Below are 23,502 nucleotides of genomic sequence, written 5' to 3' on the forward strand. Positions count from 1 at the left end.
ATCAACATACTGATTGCTGGCACACCCCTTGCGCTAACGCCGCCGTCAACAATTTGGATCGGGCGTCAGCAATGGAATGGCAGGCCATCGTCGATTTCGACGGCACGATCTCGTGTCGGGATACCACGGATCAGATCCTCGAGCGCTTCGCCGCGCCGGCCTGGCAGGAGGTCGAACAGGACTGGATCGACGGCAAGATCGGGTCCCGCGAGTGCATGAAACGGCAGGTCGAGATGCTGCGGGTCTCGCCGGGGATGCTCGACAGCTTCATCGCGGATATCGCGATCGACTGGGATTTCCCCGCCTTCGTTCGGCTCTGCATGCGCCATGACATCCCCGTCACCGTCGTCTCGGACGGGCTTGACCGGACGATCAGGGCCGTGCTGAACCGCGCCGGCCTCGGCTTCCTGCCGATCGTCGCCAACCATCTCGACTATGCCGGCGAAGGCCGCTGGCAGCTGACCTCGCCTTACGCTTCCACGACCGGCGGCTGCGACAGCGGCACTTGCAAATGCGCCGTCACTGATAGCCTCCACCGGCCGCTGACCCTGCTCGTCGGCGACGGCAAGTCCGACCACTGCGTCGCGGGCCAGGCCGATCTCGTTTTCGCGAAGAAGGGTCTGATCACTCATTGCCGCGACCAGGGGCTTCCCCACCACCCCTTCACCGACTTCTCCCAGGCCGTCGGCCTGCTGGAGGATCTGCTGTGCACCACCGCCAGGAGCGGCCAGGCGCGCGAATTGACGAAGGATACGATCAATGGCTGACGGCTACGCTTTGCTCGATACGCCCGCTCCCCAGGCGGCGCCCGCGCCTCTCTCGCACAAGGAGGAACAGGCTCGCCTGCTCGCGCTCGAGGCGCAGTATTGCTCCCATGGCGACACGGTCCACTATACGCAGTTCCCCAAGATCTTTTCGGGCTGCGAAGGCTCCTTCATGTTCGACGATGAGGGCAACCGCTTCCTCGACCTGCAGATGTGGTACTCGGCCGTCAATTTCGGCTACGCCAATCCCCGCCTGAACAATGCGCTGAAGCGCCAGATCGACACGCTGCCGCAGGTCGCCAGCCAGTATCTGCATCGCGAGAAGATCGAGCTCGCCGCGCTGATCGCGCAGGATGCGGAAGCCAAATTCGGCGAGAAGGGCCGTGTCCACTTCAATGTCGGCGGTGCCCAGGCTGTCGAGGATTCCCTCAAGCTCGTGCGCAATGCCAGCAACGGCAAGAGCCTGATGTTCGCCTTCGAGGGCGGCTATCATGGCCGCACGCTCGGCGCCTCGGCGATCACCTCGTCCTACCGCTATCGCCGCCGCTTCGGCCATTTCGGCGAGCGCGCGCATTTCATCCCGTTCCCCTACCATTTCCGGGGACCCAAGGGCATGAGCAAGGAGGAGTATGGCGAGCACTGCGTGCAGCAGTTCGCCCGTCTCTTCGAGAGCGAATATAACGGCGTCTGGGATCCCAAGACCGGTCAGGCCGAATACGCAGCCTTCTATGTCGAGCCGCTGCAGGGTACCGGCGGTTACGTCATCCCGCCGAAGAACTTCTTCATCGGGCTGAAGAAGGTGCTCGACGACCACGGCATCCTGATGGTCGTCGACGAGATCCAGATGGGCTTCTACCGTACCGGAAAATTGTGGTCGATCGAGCATTTCGGCGTGACACCGGACGTGATCGTCTTCGGCAAGGCCGTGACCAACGGGCTCAACCCGCTCTCGGGCATCTGGGCCAAGGAAAAGCTGATCAACCCGACGATCTTCCCGCCGGGCTCGACGCATTCGACCTTCAACGCCAATCCGCTGGGCACCGCGGTCGCGCTTGAGGCCATGAAGATGATGGCCGAGGACGATTACGAGACCATGGTGATGGAGAAGGGCGCCTATTTCCTCCGGGGCCTGGAAGAGCTCAAGCGCAACCACAAGATCGTCGGCGACGTCGACGGCCTCGGCATGGCGCTGCGCATCGAGATCTGCGAGCCCCATGACAGCTACACGCCGTCGAAGCGGCTGGTCGACCTGATGTGCGACGAGGGCATGAAGGCGGATCTCGAGACGGATGGGAAACGCTACGGCCTCGTTCTCGACATCGGCGGCTACCACAAGAACGTCATTACGCTGGCTCCCGCCCTCACCATGAGCCACGCCGAGATCGATCTGGCGATCAAGCTGCTCGACCAGCTCTTCACCCGCGTCGCAAACGCCTGACATCCCTGGAGGCGGCCTTGCGATTGCGCGTGATCGATCTCGACGGCAGCGTGGCGGCTCAGGAGCCGCTGCGCCGGCGCATCGATGCGGGAGCCGCCACCCGCATCGATGCCGCCGATCTTGCCTCCTCGCTGCGGATTCTCGCCACCCGCGCCGCGATGGACAAATTCACCGGGCGCCTGCGCGACAGCGCGGCGCCCGGCGACGATCCTTCCGTGACCTTTTACGGCTCCGGCGATTTCCACCACCTGACGGCAGGCCTGCTTGCCGATGTCAGGCGCGATGTCAGCGTGATCCATTTCGACAACCACCCCGACTGGGTGCGCTTTCCGCCGACCTTCAATTGCGGCGCCTGGGTCAACCGGGCGCTGGAGCTGCCCCATGTCAGGCGCGTGGTGACGCTGGGCCCTTGCAGCGGCGACCTCGTCCGTCCCGAATTGCAGTTCGCCAACCTGCCGGCCCTGTCGCAGGGGCGCATCGAGCTCTACCCTTGGCGCCACGCGCCGTCCCGCATCTGGGGCCGCTATCGCGACGGGCCGTCCCATCGCCAGGATCGCGGCCACCTGCATTGGCGCAATCTCGCCGATGAGCGCTGGGACGGCTTTCTCGACGAGATGATCGACGGGCTGCCGACGAAGGCCATCTGGATCACCATCGACAAGGATGTGCTCGGCCGCAGCGACGCCGTGACCAACTGGGATCAGGGCGACATGCCGCTCGCCCGGCTGCTCCTGGCTGTCGAGCGGCTGGCCGCGCAGTGCGAGGTGCTCGGGATCGACGTCTGCGGCGACTATTCGGCAGCCGTCTTCTCCGACCCCTTGCGGGCGACATTGGCCTATTTCGACCATCCGCCACGCTTCCAGCCTTCAGTGGATGATCTCGCGGTCAATGCGCAGGTCAATGCCGCCCTGCTGGATTGTTTCGAGCGAGTGCTGTCATGAGCCTGTCCCTGATCCTCTGGTTCGCCTTCTCCGTGATCTGCGACGTCGCGGGGCAGCTTTGCCTCAAGCGCGGCGCCGACAACCTGCCCGAGGTCCAGGGTCGCGAACTCGCCATGGCGCTGCTCTGCTCGGCCTGGGTCGCGGGCGGCGTCCTGATCTACATCGTCGAGATCTTCGTCTGGCTGCGCATCCTCGCGGAAGTTCCGCTCTCCATCGCTTTCCCGATCGCCAGCCTGAATTTCCTGGGCGTGACGCTCGCCAGCCATGTCTTCCTCAAGGAATCCGTCAGCCGTCTGCAATGGCTCGGCGCGATCCTGATCACCCTGGGCGTCGTCGTCGTCGCCCGCACAGCCTGACGGAGCGACCGTGCCCCTCGCTGATCACAGCCTCCGCTTCACCGGCAACCGCACAGGTTTCCTGCTCATCCATGGCCTGGGCGGGACACCGGTGGAATTGCGCCTCGTCGCCCGGGCCCTGCACAGGACCGGCGGCCATACCGTGCATTGTCCGCAGCTCGCCGGCCATTGCGGCAGCGAGGCCGATCTGCTCGCGACGAACTGGCAGGACTGGGTCGCCAGCGTCGAGACCGCGCTCGACCGCATGAAGACACAATGCGACACGATCATCATCGGCGGCCTGTCGATGGGCGCGGTGATGGCGATGTACATCGCCGCCAAGCGCCCGCAGGATATCGATGGCCTGGCGCTCTATGCGCCGACGCTGTGGTATGATGGTTGGTCTATCCCCTGGTACAGCTTCCTGCTCAAGCTGCTGATCGACACGCCGATGGGCCGCCGCTTCCGCTTCGTCGAGCGCGAGCCCTACGGCATCAAGGATCCACGCATCCGCGCCATGATCGTGCATGCGATGGGGCGCGGCGACAGCGCCGTCGCCGGCCTGCTCGGAACGCCGTCGGGCGCGGTCAAGCAGATGTGGGGGCTGATCAAGGAAACCCGCCGCAGCATGGGCACGATCAAGCAGCCGGCTCTCATCGTGCATGCACGCGAAGATGACGTCGCAAGCCTGTCCAACGCTGTCCATATCCAGCGCCATCTCGGCGGAATCGTCGACACGGTGGTGCTCGACGACTGCTACCATCTCGTCACGATCGACCGACAGAACGACGTCGTCGTCGAGCGGAGCCTGGGCCTTGCACAGCGCCTCGCGGCTGCCTTCGCCGCCAGGGAAGGCGCCAGCGCCTGCGCCGTCGCCGCCGAATGAATACGTTGCGCACGCATATCGCCAGCCGCGTCGCCGAGATTCGTGCGGACGCCTGGGACGCCTGTTTCCCAGGCGAGGCGGAAAACCATGCCTATTACACCGCCTGCGAAAACGCCGCGCTGGCGAGCGGCGCGGAACTCGTCACCTCCGCGGCCTCTGTCGAGCGCGATGGCGAGACGATCGCGGTCGCACCCTTCTTCCTGATCGACTACCGGCTGGACACGCCATTGCAGGGGCCTTTGCGCGCGCTCGGCGATTATCTGTTCCGGCATGCGCCGCGGCTTGTTGCACTGCGGGTCCTGTGCATCGGGTCGCCCTATGCGGAGCGTTGCCATATCGGTCTGTCGCCCGAGCTCGACGCGCAGGCGCGGCAACAGGCCCGGCTTGCCTTGCGGGAGGCGATCGACGCCCATGGCCGCGATGAGGGCGTCCACATCATCGCCTGGAAGGATCTCGCCCCGGACGATGCAGAAGCCTTCCAGGACATCCTGAAGGGTGATGGCTTCATTCGCCTCGGCAGCCTGCCGGTCGCGGTCCTCGATCTGCCCTTCGCCAGCGAGGCCGATTATCTCGCCACGCTCTCGGCCGCGACGCGCAAGGATATCCGCCGCAAGCTCGCCAAGGCCGGGAATGTCAGGATCGAGATGCGCCACTCGATCGCCGACATCGAAGCCGAGATCGTCGCGCTCTACGAATCCACCCGCGCCGAAAGCGGCCTCGACTATGGCGATCTCGAAAAGCTGCCGCCGGGCTACTTTTCCGGGATCACCGCAGCGCTGGGCGAACGGGCGCTGTTCGTCCTCTACTGGGTCGGAACGACGCTTGCAGCCTTCAACCTGCTGCTGATCGAGCGCGAGCGCGTCATCGATAAGTTTCTCGGCATGCGCTACCCGCTGGCGCGCGAGCACAATCTCTACGCGCTGAGCTGGATGACGAATGTCCGATACTGCCTCGCTCATGGCATCAGCCGGCTGCAGAGCGGGCAGACCGCCTATGCCTCGAAACTGCGCTTCGGCAGCCGGCTCGTGCCGTCGGTGATCTTCTTCCGGCACCGGCAAGGCGTGCTCAACTGGGTCCTGCGATCGATCAGCCCCTATATCGCCTTCGACAGGCTCGATCCTGATCTGAAAGCCCATCGCCTCCAACAGCACGCGCAGGTGTCACCATGAGCGCGACCGAAATGCCATCGACCGGTGTGCCCTGGCGCGCAATCGTGATCTGGACGCTGTTCATCGCGCTCGACACGGGCACGCAGCTCGCCTTCAAATGGGGGGCGGACGGGCTCGCCGATCTCGATTTCGGACTGGCGATGATCTCCCGGGCCCTGACCCTGCCAGGCGTCTGGCTGGCGGCGCTCGGCTATGGCGGCACCTTCGTCGTCTGGATGATCATCCTGCGGACCACGCCACTGAGCCGGGCCTTCCCGATGACCGGCCTGGCCTATGTCACCGTGCCGCTGCTCGCCTGGGCGGTGCTCGGCGAGCGCATCAACCTGGTGCAGGCTGGCGGAATCGCCACGATCATCGCGGGCGTTCTTCTACTGGGATCGGGAGAAACGGATGAGGACCATGCGTAGAGCTCACTCCCTCGCCTGGAGCGTCGTCGCCACCTTGCTCTTCGCGCCAATAGCCATGGCGGACTCGCTGACCGACATCCTCGGCCGCTGGCGCGATTCCGACGGCGAGTCCGAGATCGAGATCGCCCGCTGCGGCGCGGCCCTGTGCGGCACGATCGTCTGGCTCAAGCAACCGCGCGTCGATGCCGCCAACCCCGACCCCGCAAACCGGGAGCGCTCGCTTCTCGGCCTGCGCGTGCTCAGCGGCTTCAAGCCCGATCCCGCTGCTGCCACATTCAGCGGAGACGGCTATAACCCCGAGGACGGTCGCAGCTACAAGACCACGCTGGAGCTGAAATCGAAGACGACGCTTTCGATCAAGGGGTGCGTGATGGGCGGGCTCATTTGCGACGACGACATCTGGACGAGGCGTCCATGAGGCGGCGCGCCTTGCCGCTTTTCCAGCACGCAGCCAGCGCAGCTAGAGCGTTTTCGAGCGAAGTGGGTACCGGTTCGCGTGAAGAAAACGCGTTAAAACAAATAGCTAGAGCAGTTGGACGATCCGATCGGATCGGAAACTGCTCTAGCGCGGGATGATCGTCTCATGATGCGGGGCCGCATGACGACATTGAGACTGCGGCTCGTGATCGGCTTTCTGCTGGTCAGCGTGCCGGCGATGCTGGCTTCGGCCTATGTCGCCGCACGGCTGATCTCGAACGCGTTCGAGAGCAATGTCGAGCAATGGCTGGGTGAAACCTCCCGCTACTTCAAGCTGGAGGTGCGCGAAGCGACGCTCGAGGCGCAGCGCGTCGCGAGCGTGGTCGCACAGCGCATCGAAAGCACGACGGAAGACGAGCTGCAGCATCCTGCGATCATCGAAAAGGATCTCGCCGTCCTGAGTTCGGTTGGCTACGATCTGATCGCGATCTACAGCGACGAACACGAAATGCTCTATAGCTCGCGCACCATCTCCGCGGACGCGCTGCCAACGCAGACGGTACAGGGCATCTTCAAGATCGAGACCGAGGGCCGCCACTATATCATGGCCGGCGCCGTCCAGACGGTGAAGCTGCTCGGCAAGCCCGCAAACGTCCTCGTCGGCACCTGGCTCGACGACCAGTATCTCGGCGGCATCAAGGTCGTGACATCGCTCGATGTCAGGCTCTTCGCCGACACCGGCAATGGCTTCGAACCGATCCTGCTGACCCATTCAGCCGCCGCGGCCAAACCGATTCCCCAGGCGATCCACGACAAGCTCGAAGCCGGCGCCAAGACGATCTTCGACAACCAGGCCGATGAAGGGGCCTATCGGGCGGTCTATACCGGCTTTCGCGGTATCGACGGCAAGCTCGTCGCGGTCGCCTTCATCGGGCTGACGAGCCGGGCCGGGTTCTTCGAGCAGATCGGCCGCTGGCGGCTTTTCGTCGGCATCTTCCTGTTCGGCTCCGCGCTCGCCATCATCGTCGGCGTCGCGATGTCGGGCATCCTGGTCAAGCCACTGCGAGCCTTGACGCGCGGCGTCAGGGCGATCACGGCAGGCGACTACAAGCAGCGTGTGCCAGCCCAGGGTGGCCGCGAAATCGCGGAGTTGGCGACCGGCTTCAACATCATGGCCGAACAGCTCGGCAAGGTTCAGGCCCTGGAGGCCGAACTGCGCCAGCGCGACCGCTTCTCGGCGCTGGGACAAGCAGCGATGGTGATCGCGCATGAGGTGCGCAACCCGCTCGGCATCATCAAGACCTCGACCGAGGTGGTGCGCAACCGCGCCAAGCTCGGCCCCTCCGAGGATCGCATGCTCGGCTACATCATCGACGAGGTCCGCCGCATCGAGACGCTGGTGCGCGATTTCCTCGACTTCGCCCAGCCCAAGGAACCGAGCAAATCGGTGTTCCTGCTGCGCTCCGTGATCGACCGGGTCGCATCCTTCGCCGCGCCGGAGCTGGCCAAGCGCCATATCGCCCTCGACATCCGGGACGAGAGCAATGGCGTGCTGATTTCGGGCGACCCCGACCAACTCCACCAAGCCTGCCTCAATCTTATGCTCAACGCCATGGATGCGATGTCCTCGGGCGGCACGATCACCGCAAGCCTCGCCGTCGACGACACCCAGGCCTCGCTGACGATTTCCGATAGCGGACCAGGCATTCCCCCCGCCATCATCGGCCAGATCTTCAACCCGTTCTTCACCACCAAGGCCAAGGGCACGGGCCTGGGCCTCGCCAAGGTGCAGTCCGTCGCCGCCGCCCATGGCGGCACCGCGCATTGTACGAGCAAGGAAGGGCAAGGAGCCTCCTTCACCATCGCCTTGCCCGTCGCCCCGCCCAATGCCCTGCCCGGCAGCCCGCCCAAGACCGATGCGGGGAAGGCCGATGCGAGGGTGCCCTCATGACGCATACGATCCTGGTCGTCGATGACGAGACCCGCCTCGCCGACGTGTTGACCGCCGCGCTGGAGGATTTCGGCTATCGCGCCATCGCCGCCGAAAGCGCCACGGACGCGCTCGCGATCCTGGACCGGGAGCGGATCGACCTCGTTCTCACCGATCTGCGCCTGCCGGGCATGGATGGCCGGACCCTGATGCGCGAGGTACGCCGGCGCTGGCCCGACATCCCGGTGGTGATGATCACGGCTTTCGCCGCCGTCCGCGACGCTGTCGAGCTCGTCAAGGAAGGCGCTTTCGACTACATCGCAAAGCCCTTCGAGATCGACGACGTCGCGGCGACGATCGGCCGGGCGCTGCGTCTCAGCGAGGTCGTGCGCGACAATGAGCGCCTGCGCACCGAGCTCGAGGGCCGCTACAGTTTCGAGAACCTGATCGGAAATAGCCCGCCCTTTCGCAGGGTGATCGAGCAGGTCACCGAAGTGTGCGAGACGCGCGCGACGGTGATGCTCAATGGCGAGAGCGGGACCGGCAAGGAAGTCGTGGCGCGCGCCATCCACTTCAATAGCCCCAGGCGCAAGCGCCCTTTCATCGCGGTCAATTGCGCGGCGATCCCCGAGGCTTTGCTGGAAAGCGAGCTGTTCGGCCACGTCAAGGGCGCCTTCACCGGCGCGCTCGCCAACCGGGTCGGGCGTTTTGCCGCCGCCGATGGCGGCACGCTGTTTCTCGACGAGATCGGCGATATGCCGATCGCGATCCAGGCCAAGCTGCTGCGCGTCATCCAGGAGCGCAGCTTCGAGCCCGTCGGCGGCAATCAGAGCCAGACCGTCGATGTCCGCATCATTACTGCGACCCATAAGGATCTGCGGCAGGCGGTGGCGACGAACCAGTTCCGCGAGGATCTCTATTACCGCCTCAATGTCTTCCCGATCCAGCTGCCGGCCCTGCGCGAGCGGCGCGAGGACATCGCGATCCTGGCCGCGCATTTCCTGCGCCAGCTGGCCGAGAGCGTCGGCAAGCGTGTCATCGGCTTCACGCCCGGCGCGCTCTCGGCAATGAGCGCCTATTCCTGGCCCGGCAACATCCGCGAGCTGCAGAACTGTGTCGAGCGGGCCGTCATCGTCGCCAAATCGCCGACGATCGATGCGCCCGATCTGCCGCGCGACCTGTTCGACGTGCCGACACGCCAGCGCGAGCTCGACGATCTGCCCCATGATCTCGACGCCGAGCTCGAGCACATCGAACGGCGCTTCATCATCGAGGCCTTGCGCCGCACCGACGGCAAGCAGGTCCTGGCGGCGCAACTGCTGGGGATCGCCGAACGCAGCCTCTGGCATCGCATCAAGAAGCTCGACATCAAGGTCAATCGCCGCGTCGCCGAATGAGCCCCCATGCGAGGGAGGGCATTGGCCTGAGGGCGCCGATGTGTCATGTGCTTCGCGAAGTGTTACGGGAGTTTTCCGCTTGGCTCGTTCAACATTGCCGATGGCCCTACTGGCTGGCCTCTGCGCCGCGATCAGCAGCGCGCAGGCGGCGGATCCCGCAACCCCGGTCCTCAATCCCGAACCCGCTTCCGGCTGGATCATCTCGCTCGGCGGCACCGGCCAGATCGGCCCGAAATATGACGGGGCGAGCAAGGCGGGCTTTTCCGGCATGCCCTCGATCAGCTGGCGCCGCGCCGGCGAGGCCGCCAGTTTCAGCAGCCCCGATGACGGGCTCGACTACGCGCTTTTCGAGACCAAGACCTTCAGCTTCGGCCCTGTCGCCAGCTTCCGCGCCGGCCGCTACAGCGGCGCGGACGTCAAGCTCACCGGCCTGAGGGACGTGCCCTGGACGATCGAGGCCGGCGCTTTCGCCGAGTTCTGGCCGATCCAGGACCGCCTGCGCACCCGCATCGAGATCCGCCAGGGCTTCCACGGCCATCACGGCATCGTCGCCGATCTCTCGGCCGATTGGGTCGAGAAGTTCGGCGCCTTCACGCTTTCGGGCGGACCGCGGCTTTCGCTGGGCGACAAGGCCTTCATGCGCAAGAATTTCGGCGTCAGCGCAGGAGAAGCGGCGGCGAATGGCTGGCTGACGGCGTACCGCCCCAATGGCGGCCTCAAATCAGCCGGCGTCGGCGCCGCGCTCGACTATGACTGGTCCCCGGTCTGGAGCACGAGAACCTTCGTCAAATATGAGCGGCTTCTCGATTCCGCCGACACCTCTCCGATCGTGCGCGTGCTGGGCCAGCGCGACCAGGTGACGTTCGGCGTGGGGGCGACCTACTCGTTCAAGGTCGGCGGCTGATAGAGCATTGCGCGAAAAACTGGGTACTGGTTTTTCGCTGGAGTAATGCTCTAAACTCGTAGAATCGATAACGTTTCTCACCTTCGGGCAGAACGTCCGAAGGCGACGTGACCGATGCAAAGCCCGATGCAGCGGCTCAATTCTCCGGGATGAAATCGGCGTCGCTGATCGTGAAACTGCCGCGATAGCCGTCGCGCGGATTGATCGTGAACTCAAGCGCACCGCGGCATTCGCCACGATCCTGGCCCGGATGGGCACCGCTGCAATAGCGTTCGAGATGGCTGATCGTCCGCGGCGGCATGCCGATGTCATCGAAGCGAACGCTGCCCGTGGCGTCGCTCGCCACGCCGCCCTTGGATGTCGAGAACCGCACGATCGTGACATTCTCGACCCGGATGAACTCTCCGGCGGCTCGATGGTCCCTAATCTTCGCGAGAGTAACGACGCGTGCCCCGTCCTGAGCGCTTGCCGCGCCGGCCAAAGCCAGCATGCCCGCAACAACCCACACCCGCATAACCGCCTCCGCATTCGAGCGGCGGGGGATGCCGCAGCAAGGCCTGAGTCGTCAAGGGTCATACTCGCCAGGACAGGCTGGACATGGTCGAAGCTGGGGAAAATGGCGTCCCGGAAGGGATTCGAACCCCTGACCTACGGTTTAGGAAACCGTTGCTCTATCCTGCTGAGCTACCGGGACGCACGCGAAACCGTGTAGCATAATCGCCATGCCGGTGAAGCCTCTTCTCGTCGTTTTTGTCGTTGTGGCGGCGCCTTTCAGCGCGGCCGGCGCTGCCGGGCCCTGCACGCAGCTGCCGGCGGATGCGCCGAGCGTGCGCCTGGCCGGCGTCGATGCGGCCGGCGACCCCATCCTGGCGGATGGCCGCAGTTTGCGGCTCGTCGGCATCGCGCCGCGCCAGAACGCCGTGGAAGCGGCGCGCTTCGCCGGCGAAATCGGCCAGTGGCGCGAGCGCGAGCTGAAGCTCGTCGTCCTGGCCGGGAGCGACCGCTGGGGCCGCTTGCCGGCGCGACTGTTTGCGCCCGCCGAGGCCCCAGGTTCGGAACCGACGAACCTTGCCGCCGCGCTGTTGCGCAATGGCGCCGGGCAACGCTTGCCGGAAGCGGCCTTTCCCGATTGCGGCGCGACACCGACTGCGCGCCCCTCTTCAGCGCGCGGCCCGGCGCCAGCGAAGCCCGATTTGGTCGGAGATGCCATCGATGGTCACGATATTGCCGCCTTGAAGGCGCAAGCGGGGCGCTTCGTGGCGGTAGAGGGACGGGTGGCTTCCGTGGGCGAGCGGGCGCAACGCACCTATCTGAATTTTTCAAGGCGACGCGCCGAGGCCGGCGCGATCATGCTGTCGCGCACGCAATGGCGCGAACTCCAGGCTTCCGGCTGGACCGCGAGCGGTCTGACCGGTAAACGCGTGCGGGCACGCGGTGTGCTATCGGGACAAGATGGCACCCTGCTCGAGGCGTCTTCGGCCGCCGCCCTGGAGCTGATCGACTGACAGCATGCTGGCGTTCTGGCGACACGCATACCGCGCTCTTCCCAAGCGGCTCATCGCGCTGGCCTTGCCGGCAGCGCTGCTCGTGGCGGCCTTTCTCGTGGCTTGCACCAACGACCAGAGCGCATTGCTGCCGCAGCAGACCACCGGCGGCGAGCTGGCGCCGCGCGTCAACGCGATCCAGCGCGCCTCGGACAGCGAGCATCAGCGGCTGCTGACGGCCTTCGGCGGCGAGTATCGCTCCCCCAACGCCCGCGCCGCGCTCGACGAGGTGGTCCAGCGGCTGGCCAAGGCGAGCGAGGGCCAGATCGGCGCCTATGAGATCACCATCCTGAATTCGCCGGTGGTGAACGCGTTTGCCCTACCCAATGGCCGGCTCTATGTGACGCGCGGTCTGCTGGCGCTCGCCAACGACACCGCCGAGATAGCCTCGGTGCTCGCCCATGAGATCGCCCATGTCACGGCGCAGCACGCGGTCGAGCGCGCCGAGAAGGAGCTTGAATCCGCCCTGGTCAGCCAGGTCGTCTCGCAGGTGCTGAAGGATCCCGCCGCGGGCGCGGCGGTACAGGCGGGCTCGAAGCTCTCGCTGGCGCGCTTCTCGCGCCAGCAGGAGCTGACCGCCGACCAGATCAGCGTGCGCAACATCTCGCGCGCCGGCTACGACCCCTATGGCGCCGGCCGCTTCCTCGCGGCACTCGGCCGCAACACCGCCTTCCGCAATGCCGGCCAGGGCCAGAGCGCCGAGGACAAGCGGCTCGACATTCTCTCCAGCCATCCCCAGACGCCCGAGCGCGTGGCCGCCGTGACCGCCGGCGCCCGCCAGATCGGCGCGCCGGGCATTGGCGAGCGCGACGCCGCCCGCTGGCTCGCCGCGATCGACGGCATCGCCTATGGCGACGACCCGCGCGACGGCGTTGTGCGCGGCAAGCGCTATCTCAACAGCGCGTTGCGCATCGCCTTCACCGCCCCGGACGGCTTCAGCCTGGAGTCGGCACGCGACATGGTGATCGGCGTCAGCACCAACGGCAACCAGGCGCTGCGCTTCGATTCCGTCAGCCTGAAATCGGGCCAGACGCTGGAAGCCTATGTCACCTCGGGCTGGATCGACGGCGTCGAGACCGGCGCGGTCGAGACCCTCGACGTCGCCGGCCAGCCCGCCGTCATCACCACCGGCAGGGGCACCGACTGGACGTTCAGGCTCGCCGCGATCCAGGCCGGCGGGCGGGTCTATCGCTTCATCCTGGCAGCGAAGGGCGCAAACGACCCGGAGCGGCCGATGCGTGCCGTAATCGAAAGCTTCCGCGCCCTGACAGCGGCGGAAGCGCAGGCAGCCAGGCCGATGCAGATCCACATCGTCACCGCCTCGGCCGGCGACACCGCTGCCACCATGGCCGCGCGCATGCCCAGCCTGGACCGCGCGCAGGAGCTCTTCCTGGTCCTGAACGGGCTGGATCGCAGCGGCCCGCTGACGCCCGGGCAGCGCTACAAGATCGTCGCGGAATAGAGCAGGCGCTTTAGAAACCGCCCGAGCCCTCATTCTGAGAGGGCTTACGCGGCTCTTCAGAGCCTGACCTGAAATGAACTAAGCGATATCAAGGGCTTCCGATCGCTCGCTATCACCCGCGCCGTCATCCTGGACAAGCCGCGTCAGCGGCGCAGCTCCGGGATCCATCGGAGGGCTCCGGAACTCTACGATGGATCCCGGGACGAAGCTTCGCTTCGCCCAGGATGACGGCGCGAACGTGATCGAGACGGAGCCATTGATATCATTGGCTTCATTTGAGGCCAGGCTCCTCAGGATGAGGGCTGGAGTTTCCTAACGATCTCTTAGATGAGAGCCGGGGGCCGCGCGGCCGCACCCGTGCCGACACAATCCGAAACGAAAAACCCGCCGAAACGAAAAACCCGGCGGTTGCCCGCCGGGTTTCTCGTAACTCACAGGGGAAGGAGCCTCAGGCGGCTTCTTCCTGGATGTCGTCATTGTCGCCTTCGATCTCGGCTTCAGCCTCGGCCGCCTCGCCCTTGGCGGCGCGGCGCGGCGATTTGGCGAGCTGGGCCTCGATCTTCTTCAGGGCCTCGGTCTCGGTGACGTCGTCGACGACGGCGATCTCGCGGGTCATGCGATCGACGGCCGCCTCATAGAGCTGGCGCTCGGAGTAGGACTGCTCGGGCTGCGCCTCGGAGCGATAGAGATCGCGCACGACCTCGGCGATCGCGACGAGATCGCCCGAATTGATCTTGGCCTCGTATTCCTGCGCCCGGCGCGACCACATGGTGCGCTTGATGCGCGCGCGGCCGGTCAGCGTGGTCAGGGCCTTGGTGACGCTCTCCGCATCGGCGAGCTTGCGCAGGCCGACGCTGGCGGCCTTGGCCGTCGGAACGCGCAGGGTCATCTTATCCTTGGCGAAGCTGACGACGAAGAGCTCGAGCTTGAAACCCGCGACTTCCTGCTCCTCGATCGCCGTGATCTGGCCGACGCCATGAGACGGGTAGACGACGAACTCGCCCGTCTTGAAACCTAGGCGCACAACAGCTTTCTTCACCATGGACATGCCGTTACGACTCCTGACCGGACCGCTTGACGCGGGCTTGACGTTGTCCGCCTCCGGACGGGATGACCGGAGGCGCTCTGCCTGATGCGAACGGACCGATCATCAGGATCGGTCCAAATGCCTCACGCGTCCCTCAGCCGACCGTTTCATACGCACCCAAAGACAACGGACGACTTCGCTCCGGCAACGCACCGGGAGCTGGGATCGTTCGTAGCGAAGGGGGCGCCCCGTTCGTGAAAACCTCGCAGGGGCATGCGGAACGAATTCGACTGTGCTGATATGCATAGCACAAAAAACACGCCGAATCAAAGGTAAACGCGTTTTAGCCTCGGCTCGGCTCGCAATGCAGCCAAGCAAGTCGGCACTTGCCCCTGTTCACCTAACGGCAGATTCAGTCGCCCTCGCCGGGATTGGGCGAGAAATGTTCATCAAGCTTGCCGGCCACCCCGTCGAAGGCTTTCGCATCCGCAGGCGCGTCCTTCTTCTGGGTGATGTTGGGCCAGGACGAGGCATATTTCGAGTTGAGCTGCAGCCAGCTCTCGAGCCCCGGTTCGGTGTCGGGCTTGATCGCCTCGGCCGGGCATTCCGGCTCGCAGACGCCGCAATCGATGCATTCGTCGGGATGAATGACGAGCATGTTCTCGCCCTCATAGAAGCAGTCGACCGGACAGACCTCGACGCAATCCATGTACTTGCACTTGATGCAGTTCTCGGTGACCACATAGGTCATGTCGTCCGTCCTTCTTCGTCCGCGCGCGGCCGCCTCATAAAGCGCCGAAGGGCGCGGGTTTCAAGGCCGTTTTCAGCCCATTTGACAGCAGGAACTTCTTCCTGGAGCGCCGTGCGGAGATGGAAATTCCCAAGGCCCGCCCGGCGACATTCATATGTACACAAATGAATATCCAGCTTAACCGCCCGACTTCCCCTCGGCAAGCGACGGATCGTCGCGCGCCGCGCCGTTCAACGGCTCGTAAAGCAGCCGCGCCTCCTCGTAAGGACCGCGCCGCGTGCCCAGCTCCAGCACCCGCACGACAAGCGTGGCATGCGGCAGCGCCAGGGTCAGCACGTCGCCAAGCTTGAGCCCATGCGCAGCGTTCTCGATCCTGCGCCCCTCGACCCTGACATGCCCATCCTCGACCAGGCGCACCGCGACCGGGCGCGTCCTGGCGAAACGCGCGAACCAGAGCCATTTGTCGAGGCGTTGCCGATCCTGCCGCAAGGGCCGCCTTTCCGTTCAGCGTGGTGATCTCAGAGCATTTCCGCGTGTCTCGGACTCGCGGAAATACTCTGCCTCCTTGTTTTATCGCATTGTCTTCACGCGAACCGGTGTCCACTTCGCTCGAAAATGCTCTGGAATCGCCCGCTCAGGTCTTGCGCCCCTCGAGCTGGGCCTTGAGCGCTGCAAGCTTGGCGAAGGGCGAATCCGGATCCGGCTCGCGCTCGGCCGGCCTCGGGCGCTGCGGCTGCTGGAAGCGCTCGCCACCGCGATCCTCGCGGCGCGGCCCGCCCGGCCGCTGATCGCGCTTGAACTCGGGCCGTGGGCCGCGACCCTGCTCGGGACGCCCGGCGCGTGGCGGCTGCCCCTGGCGCGGCGCATCGTCGCGCCGAGGTCCCCGCTCCGGGCGCGGCGCAACGGGTGCAGCCTCCGCAGCGACGGCCGCCGCCGGGCGATCCTGCCCTCCCTCCCGCCGCCTGTCATCGGGCCGCCCGCCGCGGTTGGGCCTGTCGCCACGACGGCCACCGGGTTGACGTTCGCCGGGGGCGCCGTCGCGCGGAGCGCCACGGCCAGCCGGTTCGGGCCTGCGTCCGCCCTGGTGGCGATGCGGCCGCCAGACCTCGATCAATTCCGGCTCGGCTGCTGGCGCAGGCGTTGCGGTCGCAGCCAGCTCGGTGGCCTCGGCAGCAGCGTCCGCTGGCGCTTGCGCGGCCGGCTCCTCGGCGGCAGCCGGCAAGGCCGACATCAGATCAGCGGGAACGGCCACGGGTTCCGGCTCGGGAGCCGGCGCCACTTTGGTTTCCGCTGGAAGGGACGTAACGGCCTCCGTCACTTCGGATACGGACGCCACATCCTCAGCGACAGAAGCGGGCTCGTCGGAGACCACGCCCTCCGCCGGTTGCTCGGCAGTCTCAGTGGCGACAACAGCCTCATCGACCTTGACCGGCTCCGGCTTCGGCACTGGCGGCGCGGCCAACGGCACGGTGATGGCCGGGCCCGGACGCTTGACCGAGACATAGCCGAGCGAGCGCAGGATCGAAGCGAAATCCTCGCCCGCACAGCCGACGAGCGAGGTCATCGCGCCGGTGGCGACGAAACCGTCCTGGTCGGCGGCGCCAGTCGGCGGCGTGCCTTGGGTGAGGCCCGGGCGATAGGCGATCGCCGGCCGGATCAGATCGGCCAGGCGCTCCAGGATATCGACGCGCACGGCGCGCTCGCCGCAGACGCGATAGCCGGCGGCGCGATAGAGCCCTTTGGGAACCGCCTTGTCGACCGCAAACGAGGTCCGGCCCGAGGCCGCCAAGTGAGCAATGTCGTCGAGCCCGCTCATCTCCGGCGAACCGTGCTTCAGGGCCCAGAGCTGGGCCGCGAGCGCCCGCGGTGCCGGCTTCAGCAGCGCCGGCACATAAAGATGGAATGCGCCGAAACGGATGCCCAGCTGGCGCAAGGCGGCACGGCCCTCCTGGTCGAGCGCCTTCATCTCCTCGCCGACCTTGGTGCGCTCGAGCACGCCGAGCGATTCGGCGACTTGATAAGCGATGCCGCGCGCGATGCCGGTCAGCGTCGTCGCGTCCTCCAGCAACAGCAGCGCGCCGAGCAGGCGGGTGACGTGATTCTTCAGCCAGAGCGTCAGGCGCGTCTCGACCTGCTCGCGCGCCGGCCCCGTCAGATGTTCCTCGACCAACAGGCGCAGGCGCGGCTCGATCGCCTTCTCGCCCGCGACCAGGCGCGCCACCGGCTCGCCGACCCAACGCAGCAAACCGTCATGCGACAACACGAAAGCATCGTCGCCGGCCAGAACGACACGCGCGGCACGCGCTTCGATCTCGCTGGCGAGCGCCTTCATCGCAGCCATATTCAGGGCTTTCGCCTCCGGCCCGCCGGCCTTCGGGTCCGCCGTGAAGCGAAACCCCTGCAGCATTCCGACGTGCTGGCCCTCGACGAGCACATCGCCCGCCGTGGTGACCTCAGCCTCCAACATGGTATTCTCCCGCAAACGACGCATCAGCACACTCGTGCGCCGATCCACAAAACGGCTGGCAAGCCTCTCGTGCAAAGCGTCCGACAGCTTGTCCTCTACAAGACGCGCCACCCCCTGCCAATGCTCAGGATCAGGCAACCAGTCGGGACGGTTGGCGACGAAGGTCCAGGTTCGCACCTGCGCGATGCGGGCCGACAGCGTATCGATCTCGCCATCTGTGCGATCGAGCGCCGAAAGCTGGGCGTGATACCAGTCCAGATCGAGCCGGCCATGGCGCATCAGGCGCAGATAAAGCGTCGTCGCGAGGTCCGCGTGCTGCATCGGCGCGATCTTGCGGTAATCGGGCAGTCCGCAGACCTCCCAGAGCCGCTCGACCGCGGGACGCCCCTGAGCCAGCGCCTTGACGTCCGGGTCTTTCGCTAGGATTTCCAGCGTCGTCATGTCCTCGGCGATCAGCGCCCGCGTCAGCCCCTGCTCCGAAGGCTGGATATTGAGGCTGTCGAGCAAACTCTCGATCGAACGCTGGTCGAGATCGGTGTTGCGCCACTGCAACTGCCGAACCGGTTCGAAGCGATGGTTCTCGATCGCATCGACGAGATCAGCCTCGAAGGGCGGGCAACGTCCGCTGGTGCCGAAGGTGCCATCGCGCAGATGCCGCCCCGCCCGCCCCCCGATCTGGCCGAATTCCGCCGGGTTGAGCTTGCGGAAATGATGGCCGTCGAACTTCTTGTCCGCTGCGAAGGCGATATGGTCGACATCGAGATTGAGGCCCATGCCGATCGCGTCGGTCGCGACGAGATAGTCGACATCGCCCGACTGGTAGATCTCGACCTGCGCATTGCGCGTCCGCGGCGACAATGCCCCCAGCACCACGGCCGCGCCGCCCTTCTGCCGGCGGATCAGCTCGGCGATGGCGTAGACCTCCTCGACCGAGAAAGCGACGATGGCCGAGCGCGGCGGCAGCCTTGTGATCTTGCGGTCGCCGGCGAACAGCAATTGCGACAGGCGCGGACGCGTGACGACGTTGACGCCGGGGATGAGCTGCTCGATCAGCGGCTTCATCGTGCCGGCCCCGATCAGCATGGTCTCGGCCCGGCCGCGCCGGTTCAGGAGCCGGTCGGTGAAGACATGGCCGCGATCAAGATCGGCGGCGAGCTGGATCTCGTCGATCGCGACAAAATCGACCGCGAGATCGCGCGGCATCGCTTCAACCGTGCAGACCCAGAAGCGCGGCCGCTCCGGCTTGATCTTCTCCTCACCAGTGACGAGCGCGACAGCCTCAGCGCCGACCTTCTCGACCACGCGGCTGTAGACCTCGCGCGCCAGCAGCCGGAGCGGCAAGCCGATCATGCCTGTCGGATGCGCCACCATCCGCTCGATCGCGAGATGCGTCTTGCCGGTGTTGGTGGGGCCGAGAACCGCGGTGACGCCGTTTGCACGGACGGAGCGAGGCAAGGGACGAGCTGAAATCAAAACGCGACCGATCGTGACCGCCCGCCCCCACCATCCGGCACGCGGCTGCGCCGGGTAGCCTCAGGGCGACGACGTGGCATCAGGGGATAGAACGAGTCCTGAACGAAGCAAGCCCGAATCGCTGACTCGGCCTGAATCCGGTTTCGTTCCCGGCAAGATATCGCGGCTCAGGCAAACGCGACCACCCTATCTGGAATCGAACCATCGGCATCGTCCGTCCTCTCGCGCTCCTGATGCGGCTCCGGGCCGCATCGCGCCCTCGCTATTTAAGTCTTTCCCGCGCCGAAACGAGAGGGCGCGCCATAACGATGGTCAAGATCGCCATCGCATTCGGCTTGTCGTGATCAGCCGAAGACGTCGACGAACACCTCGGCCGCCTCGTCCGCCGCCTCGACATGCACAAAATGCCCGGCGCTCTCGCAGAACGTGACCTTGGCCTCGTCGAAATGCTCCGGCACGAAAGCCGCCCATTCCGATTTCAGGATCGGATCATGCCGGCCCCAATGCACCCGCGTCGGCTGGTGGATCCGCACGGATGGCGGTGCGTGGCCGTCGATCGCCGCCAGCCGCAGCGCGTTCTGGCTGCGATACCAGTCGAACCCGCCGCGCAGATTGCCCGGCTTCATGAAATTATCGACCCAGAGCTCAAAGGCCGGCTCGAAGGCGTCCTTGCGGTGGCACCAATGCGTCAGGAAATGCCCGAGATAGAGCGAGCAGGCCTCGCGGCTCAACCCCACCAGCGCCTCGGCCAGACCAAGCTGCTGGAACGCCTGGTACCAGACCTCGTTGACATGCCCGTCATGGACCCAACGCCCACCGACGCTCGCTGTGGGGCAATTGAAGAACAGCAATCGCTCGACCGCTTGCGGATGCCGGCGCGCCAGTGCCTGTGCCGCATAGGCTCCGACATCATGGCCGACGACGCCGACCGAATCGAGATCCAGCGCATGCAGCAGCGCCGCCATATCGTCGGCATGGCAATTGGCGCCGACATCGCTGCGGGGCCCCGCCGTCTTGGCGCTGTCGCCAAAACCGCGCAGATCGGGCGCGATCAATCGGAACTCGCCATGCAGACGATTGATCAGCGGCAGCCAGGTCGCCCAGAACTCCGGCCAGCCATGCAGCAGCAGGACAGGCGGGCCATCGCCGATCTCGGCGACATGCAGCGTGGTGTCGCGAACGACGATCTGGCGATGGCGCAGACCCGGCGGAGCGGTGAAATCGCTGGTCATGGCGTCTTTCTGGCCCAGGCAGTAACCTCAAAGTAGCGCCGGCTTCGTCGCCGCCGCAATCGGCTGCGGAGCATGACGCCCTTGCGGCGTCGGTTCTCCACAGGCGCGGCCGGAGCGCGTTCGCTCGAACGCAGCGCGCCGAGAGCCGGATGATTTCAGATGGCATCACAAAGTGATCCCATCTGAAATCTGAATCCGTCTCTCATCAAGAAGTTAGAGCAGGATCGGCGCGAAAAACCGGTTCCCACTTTTTCGCATCCTGCTCTAGCCTCAATCTCCGGCGGTGCTCGCCGTCACACCCGGATCGACCCTGAAGCTCGAGGCTTCGACCACGGCGGTGCCGATCATCGTCTTCACCGAAATGCGCACCGGGACCATCACATTCGTCCCCGCCACCGGTGCGAGCCAGACGCTGATGTCCTTGTTCTCGGCCATGAACTTGGTGCTGGGCCGCAGCGCCCTGTGGCCGGCGATCGGCACATAGCGCACCTGGCAGATCGCGACCGGGCCACCATAACCGTCCAGCTTGACCTCGCGGGAGCCGGCATAGCTCATCTTGATGTCATAGCGGGCCGCCCCGTCGAAGATCGGCAGCGTGCGGTTGCAGGCGCTCGCGCTGCCGCCCTTGCCATCGACAGGCATCAGGAAGGCACTGAGCGGATCCAGGATATTGCGCTTGTGGCCGTCGGTCAGGGGGACGCGGTCCGGCTTGAAGTCGATCGGCGGAACGATCTCGATCGCTTGGACATTGCCGCCACCGAGCGCCATGCGCACAGTCCGGCTCTCGCTGGAGCTGGCGGAGCTGATCGCGAAGGTCGCCGGCATCGGCTTGCCGCCATTGATATTGCCGGTCGCAGCGCCCGAGCCGCGCCCGCCGGTGAAGCCACCGACCAATCCGGTCAGCTTCGCCACGATATCGAGCTTGTAGCCACTGGAATCGACGCCACCGCTGAGATTTGCCGTGCCAAGCGTCAGTCCCAGCAGCGAGACCTGGTATTTCGCGTCGAGCGAAGCTGCCTGCGCCGGCAGGCCGGCGGCCACCAGCATCGCGACAAGGGACAACCCGGCCAGGGACGGCGCGATGGCGGGTTTCATCCGTTTCCTCCGAGCTTGGGGTATGGTTTGCAATGCACTGCGAATCGGTCTGAATCGTGACCTGTTTCGCGGCATTTGGCGAGCCGCGCGCCAGTCCGACCTCTCTCTCCCGTCGCCGTCGGCCGCAACGCGCCGATATCGGCGAGTTCTCCTTGACGCGGCCGCCTGCCTTGGCTATGGAACCGCGACTTCAATTTGACTTCCGGTGCTCATGTCCGGCACGTCGCGTGTCGGCATTTTTGTTTGAGCGAACCGGTTGCAGCAAGGAACGATGACATGGCCCGCCGTTGCGAACTGACCGGGAAAGGTACCCTGACCGGGCACCTCGTCAGCCACTCGAACCGCAAGACCAAGACGGTTTTCCGTCCCAACCTCGTGCAGGTCACGCTGCAGTCGGATGCGCTGGGCCGTTCGGTTCGTCTGCGCGTCTCGGCCAATGCCCTGCGCACGGTCGACCATCGCGGCGGCCTCGACGCCTTCCTGGTCAAGGCTCCGGCCTCCGACCTTTCGGCTGGCGCCCTGACCCTGAAGCGCGACATCGAGAAGAAGCTCGCCACCGCCTGAGCGGACTTTCTTTTCGGCATGAATGAAGCGGCCGCGAGGCCGCTTTTTTCGTTTGGGCTAGGCTCATCGTCATTGCGAGCGGAGCGAAGCAATCCAGGGGCCGTAGCGCTCTGCGATGCTGGATTGCTTCGCTCCGCTCGCAATGACGGCTGTGGCCACTTTCGGGCAGCGCACCTCAGACCAGCTCGAATTCCAGCAGGATCGTCCGCTGCAGGAACGAGAAATTATCGTCCGAGATCAGGGTCAGGATCGTCTTGCCCTGCTCCAGATGGACGGACAAGCCCTCCATATTATCGATCTCCTGGCCGAGATCGGCCTCGATCAGATAGGGGCCGTCGAGCACGGCGCCCGACTTGATGCCTGCCCCCGCGATCCGGCGGATGCGCATGCCGACGCCGCGCAGCGGCCGATACCAGCGCTCCAGCACCAGCATGTCGCCGCCGGGCAGGAAGGCGAGATCGGTGATGTCGAAGCCGTCATGGCGCACGAGCTGGAACAGGCCCGGCTGCCGGCCGCCGAGGATGATGCCGAGCGTCGGTTCATTCTCACCACCCGAGCGCTCGGCGATGGCGACAAGCGCGCCCGCAAGCGGATGGCCGGTTGGCGCGATGCCGATCGCCTCCAGCCCGCGATTGCTCGGCAGGCGCTTGACCTCGCGCGGCACCGGTACGATGCGGGCGCGCGCAGCGACGCCTTCTTTCGCCCAGTCGAAGCGCAGGATGTCCTGCGTCCGCTCGACGCCGATATAGGCGACGCCATCCGCGATCGTCAGGCTCTCCGTATCGAAATAGCGCGAGCGATGCAGCGGCTTGCCCGAAGCTCCCAGGATAGGCGCGAGCTCCGCCGCATCGAGCGCAACGATACGGCCGCCTTGCGAGCGCGGCTTCGCCATCAGCCAAAAGCCATTATCCGTGATGGAGACGAGCTCGGTCCCGTCGGGAGAACGCCATAGCCCGGAAAAGCCGCCGAAGCGCGGATGATTTCCGCTCAGGACGAGCCCGCCGCGGAAGTTCAACTGGCCGAAACGTGCCTTCTCGGGGCTGCGAGGCTCGAACGCCTTGATCGGGCGCGCCGAGATCATGATCGGAATGCGGGTCTGTTCGGAGGATTGGGCGAGCGCGGGCGGAGCCAGGCCGAGTGCGGCGAGTCCAGCCAAGGCGCGACGGCGCGTCAGACGCATAGGCCGTTGCCGCCGTATCCTGAAAAGGCGCGGGGAACCCCTCTCCTGTAAGGAGAGGGGCAGGGGTGAGGTGTAGGCCCCTGGACCAGTGTAGTGCCGACGTCACAGTGCCGCAGCGG

22 protein-coding genes and 1 tRNA gene are annotated in these 23,502 nt (G+C 65.7%); 14 read left to right on the plus strand and 9 right to left on the minus strand.

Annotated elements, in window-relative coordinates:
- Positions 1 to 71: 71 nt before the first annotated feature.
- The 11 genes from BMZ97_RS16285 to BMZ97_RS16335 all read left to right on the plus strand — a co-directional run bounded on the left by BMZ97_RS16285 (position 72) and on the right by BMZ97_RS16335 (position 10,588).
- The gene (locus BMZ97_RS16285; protein ID WP_092171621.1) at positions 72 to 767 is read left to right on the plus strand and encodes an MtnX-like HAD-IB family phosphatase; all 696 of its coding nucleotides are present in this window, start codon (positions 72 to 74) and stop codon (positions 765 to 767) included.
- On the plus strand, positions 760 to 2,202 hold the full coding sequence (locus BMZ97_RS16290; protein WP_092171624.1) for an aspartate aminotransferase family protein: 1,443 nt from the start codon (positions 760 to 762) through the stop codon (positions 2,200 to 2,202). The genes BMZ97_RS16285 and BMZ97_RS16290 overlap by 8 nt, the downstream gene beginning before the upstream one ends.
- Before the next feature lie 17 nt (positions 2,203 to 2,219).
- Positions 2,220 to 3,143: an arginase family protein gene (locus BMZ97_RS16295; RefSeq protein WP_210188270.1), complete on the plus strand. Its 924-nt coding sequence runs from the start codon at positions 2,220 to 2,222 to the stop codon at positions 3,141 to 3,143.
- The gene (locus BMZ97_RS16300) at positions 3,140 to 3,499 is read left to right on the plus strand and encodes an EamA family transporter (protein WP_092171629.1); all 360 of its coding nucleotides are present in this window, start codon (positions 3,140 to 3,142) and stop codon (positions 3,497 to 3,499) included. Before BMZ97_RS16295 ends, BMZ97_RS16300 begins: the two co-directional genes overlap by 4 nt.
- 10 nt (positions 3,500 to 3,509) lie before the next feature.
- Positions 3,510 to 4,364, plus strand: a complete 855-nt coding sequence (locus BMZ97_RS16305; protein ID WP_092171632.1) for an alpha/beta hydrolase — start codon at positions 3,510 to 3,512, stop codon at positions 4,362 to 4,364.
- A 5-nt stretch (positions 4,365 to 4,369) separates the two neighbouring features.
- Positions 4,370 to 5,533: a GNAT family N-acetyltransferase gene (locus BMZ97_RS16310; RefSeq protein ID WP_175525592.1), complete on the plus strand. Its 1,164-nt coding sequence runs from the start codon at positions 4,370 to 4,372 to the stop codon at positions 5,531 to 5,533.
- Positions 5,530 to 5,940, plus strand: coding sequence for an EamA family transporter (locus BMZ97_RS16315; RefSeq protein WP_092171637.1), 411 nt, complete (start codon positions 5,530 to 5,532; stop codon positions 5,938 to 5,940). Before BMZ97_RS16310 ends, BMZ97_RS16315 begins: the two co-directional genes overlap by 4 nt.
- A complete protein-coding gene (locus BMZ97_RS16320; RefSeq protein WP_175525593.1) occupies positions 5,933 to 6,358 on the plus strand; it encodes a DUF2147 domain-containing protein in 426 nt (141 codons plus the stop codon). The genes BMZ97_RS16315 and BMZ97_RS16320 overlap by 8 nt, the downstream gene beginning before the upstream one ends.
- A 180-nt stretch (positions 6,359 to 6,538) precedes the next feature.
- Complete coding sequence (locus BMZ97_RS16325; RefSeq protein WP_175525594.1) at positions 6,539 to 8,308, plus strand: sensor histidine kinase; 1,770 nt, start codon at positions 6,539 to 6,541, stop codon at positions 8,306 to 8,308.
- Positions 8,305 to 9,684 (plus strand): sigma-54-dependent transcriptional regulator, encoded by a 1,380-nt coding sequence (locus BMZ97_RS16330; RefSeq protein WP_092171642.1) that lies wholly within the window; start codon positions 8,305 to 8,307, stop codon positions 9,682 to 9,684. Before BMZ97_RS16325 ends, BMZ97_RS16330 begins: the two co-directional genes overlap by 4 nt.
- 79 nt (positions 9,685 to 9,763) lie before the next feature.
- Entirely contained in the window at positions 9,764 to 10,588 is an 825-nt protein-coding gene (locus tag BMZ97_RS16335; RefSeq protein ID WP_139221236.1) for a MipA/OmpV family protein, read from the plus strand.
- A 136-nt stretch (positions 10,589 to 10,724) separates the two neighbouring features.
- Here the strand turns inward: BMZ97_RS16335 and BMZ97_RS16340 are convergent, their stop codons facing one another.
- Entirely contained in the window at positions 10,725 to 11,102 is a 378-nt protein-coding gene (locus BMZ97_RS16340) for a hypothetical protein (protein WP_139221237.1), read from the minus strand.
- Between the two features lie 103 nt (positions 11,103 to 11,205).
- Positions 11,206 to 11,282, minus strand: a tRNA-Arg gene (locus BMZ97_RS16345).
- Positions 11,283 to 11,310: 28 nt separating this feature from the next.
- Between BMZ97_RS16345 and BMZ97_RS16350 the strand changes: the two genes are divergently transcribed.
- Positions 11,311 to 12,093 (plus strand): hypothetical protein, encoded by a 783-nt coding sequence (locus BMZ97_RS16350; RefSeq protein WP_092171651.1) that lies wholly within the window; start codon positions 11,311 to 11,313, stop codon positions 12,091 to 12,093.
- 4 nt (positions 12,094 to 12,097) lie between these two features.
- On the plus strand, positions 12,098 to 13,594 hold the full coding sequence (locus BMZ97_RS16355) for a M48 family metalloprotease (protein ID WP_092171653.1): 1,497 nt from the start codon (positions 12,098 to 12,100) through the stop codon (positions 13,592 to 13,594).
- Positions 13,595 to 14,042: 448 nt separating this feature from the next.
- On the opposite strand, the gene BMZ97_RS16360 is transcribed toward BMZ97_RS16355, so the two are convergent.
- From BMZ97_RS16360 to BMZ97_RS16385, 6 genes are all read right to left on the minus strand, one after another.
- Positions 14,043 to 14,642 (minus strand): CarD family transcriptional regulator, encoded by a 600-nt coding sequence (locus tag BMZ97_RS16360; protein ID WP_092171656.1) that lies wholly within the window; start codon positions 14,640 to 14,642, stop codon positions 14,043 to 14,045.
- Positions 14,643 to 15,033: 391 nt separating this feature from the next.
- Positions 15,034 to 15,372, minus strand: coding sequence for a ferredoxin FdxA (fdxA, locus tag BMZ97_RS16365; protein ID WP_092171658.1), 339 nt, complete (start codon positions 15,370 to 15,372; stop codon positions 15,034 to 15,036).
- Positions 15,373 to 15,549: 177 nt separating this feature from the next.
- Positions 15,550 to 15,861: an RNA-binding S4 domain-containing protein gene (locus BMZ97_RS16370; RefSeq protein WP_092171661.1), complete on the minus strand. Its 312-nt coding sequence runs from the start codon at positions 15,859 to 15,861 to the stop codon at positions 15,550 to 15,552.
- Positions 15,862 to 16,006: 145 nt separating this feature from the next.
- On the minus strand, positions 16,007 to 19,309 hold the full coding sequence (locus BMZ97_RS16375) for a helicase-related protein (protein WP_092172439.1): 3,303 nt from the start codon (positions 19,307 to 19,309) through the stop codon (positions 16,007 to 16,009).
- Between the two features lie 347 nt (positions 19,310 to 19,656).
- Positions 19,657 to 20,544, minus strand: a complete 888-nt coding sequence (locus tag BMZ97_RS16380) for an alpha/beta fold hydrolase (protein WP_092171664.1) — start codon at positions 20,542 to 20,544, stop codon at positions 19,657 to 19,659.
- Positions 20,545 to 20,814: 270 nt separating this feature from the next.
- Entirely contained in the window at positions 20,815 to 21,639 is an 825-nt protein-coding gene (locus BMZ97_RS16385; RefSeq protein ID WP_175525595.1) for a DUF3108 domain-containing protein, read from the minus strand.
- A gap of 276 nt (positions 21,640 to 21,915) precedes the next feature.
- Between BMZ97_RS16385 and rpmB the strand changes: the two genes are divergently transcribed.
- The gene (rpmB, locus tag BMZ97_RS16390; protein WP_092171669.1) at positions 21,916 to 22,203 is read left to right on the plus strand and encodes a 50S ribosomal protein L28; all 288 of its coding nucleotides are present in this window, start codon (positions 21,916 to 21,918) and stop codon (positions 22,201 to 22,203) included.
- Between the two features lie 175 nt (positions 22,204 to 22,378).
- On the opposite strand, the gene BMZ97_RS16395 is transcribed toward rpmB, so the two are convergent.
- Positions 22,379 to 23,383 carry an esterase-like activity of phytase family protein gene (locus tag BMZ97_RS16395; RefSeq protein WP_092171671.1) on the minus strand — a complete coding sequence of 335 codons (1,005 nt, stop codon included), beginning with the start codon at positions 23,381 to 23,383 and terminating at the stop codon, positions 22,379 to 22,381.
- Positions 23,384 to 23,502 lie beyond the last annotated feature (119 nt).

This window comes from Allobosea sp. OK403 (assembly GCF_900113835.1).
Classification (GTDB): domain Bacteria; phylum Pseudomonadota; class Alphaproteobacteria; order Rhizobiales; family Beijerinckiaceae; genus Allobosea.